Genomic DNA, 1,553 nt, shown 5'->3' with positions numbered 1-1,553 from the left:
GAGGGGAGTGGTGGAGCCGCTGAACCAAGCGGTTAGTAGGTGAGTGATGGGGTGACGCAGGAAGGTAGTCCATCCCGGGCGGTGGTTGTCCCGGGGTAAGGGTGTAGGACGGTGTGTAGGCAAATCCGCACACTTTATGTCTGAGACCTGATGCCGAGCCGATTGTGGTGAAGTGGATGATCCTATGCTGTCGAGAAAAGCCTCTAGCGAGTTTCATGGCGGCCCGTACCCTAAACCGACTCAGGTGGTCAGGTAGAGAATACCGAGGCGTTCGGGTGAACTATGGTTAAGGAACTCGGCAAAATGCCCCCGTAACTTCGGGAGAAGGGGGGCCACGCTCGGTGATGGGATTTACTCCTTGAGCTGGGGGTGGCCGCAGAGACCAGCGAGAAGCGACTGTTTACTAAAAACACAGGTCCGTGCGAAGCCGTAAGGCGATGTATACGGACTGACGCCTGCCCGGTGCTGGAACGTTAAGGGGACCGGTTAGCTCACTTTCGGGTGGGCGAAGCTGAGAACTTAAGCGCCAGTAAACGGCGGTGGTAACTATAACCATCCTAAGGTAGCGAAATTCCTTGTCGGGTAAGTTCCGACCTGCACGAATGGCGTAACGACTTCTCGACTGTCTCAACCATAGGCCCGGTGAAATTGCACTACGAGTAAAGATGCTCGTTTCGCGCAGCAGGACGGAAAGACCCCGGGACCTTTACTACAGTTTGATATTGGTGTTCGGTTCGGCTTGTGTAGGATAGCTGGGAGACTTTGAAGCTCATACGCCAGTATGGGTGGAGTCGTCGTTGAAATACCAGTCTGGTCGTGCTGGATGTCTAACCTGGGTCCGTGATCCGGATCAGGGACAGTGTCTGATGGGTAGTTTAACTGGGGCGGTTGCCTCCTAAAGGGTAACGGAGGCGCCCAAAGGTTCCCTCAGCCTGGTTGGCAATCAGGTGTTGAGTGTAAGTGCACAAGGGAGCTTGACTGTGAGACCGACGGGTCGAGCAGGGACGAAAGTCGGGACTAGTGATCCGGCGGTGGCTTGTGGAAGCGCCGTCGCTCAACGGATAAAAGGTACCCCGGGGATAACAGGCTGATCTTCCCCAAGAGTCCATATCGACGGGATGGTTTGGCACCTCGATGTCGGCTCGTCGCATCCTGGGGCTGGAGTCGGTCCCAAGGGTTGGGCTGTTCGCCCATTAAAGCGGTACGCGAGCTGGGTTTAGAACGTCGTGAGACAGTTCGGTCCCTATCCGCTGTGCGCGTAGGAGTCTTGAGAAGGGCTGTCCCTAGTACGAGAGGACCGGGACGGACGAACCTCTGGTGTGCCAGTTGTTCTGCCAAGGGCATGGCTGGTTGGCTACGTTCGGGAGGGATAACCGCTGAAAGCATCTAAGCGGGAAGCCTGCTTCGAGATGAGGACTCCCACCCACTTGATGGGGTAAGGCTCCCAGTAGACGACTGGGTTGATAGGCCGGATCTGGAAGCCAGGTAACTGGTGGAGGTGACCGGTACTAATAGGCCGAGGGCTTGTCCTCAGTTGCTCGCGTCCACTGTGT

The 1,553-nt window shown here is 56.5% G+C and carries 1 rRNA gene (running past one end of the window); it reads left to right on the top strand.

Going from position 1 to position 1,553, the window contains the following annotated elements:
- Positions 1–1,532, top strand: a 23S ribosomal RNA gene (locus ACWDD7_RS37435); its annotated part reaches 1,762 nt to the left of the window's first position; the annotation flags it as partial.
- Between the last annotated feature and the right edge of the window lie 21 nt (positions 1,533–1,553).

The sequence above is a fragment of the Streptomyces sp. NPDC001056 genome (assembly GCF_053598955.1).
Note: the sequence above shows the minus strand (reverse complement) of the source record. Positions and strands in the feature narration are given on the sequence as shown.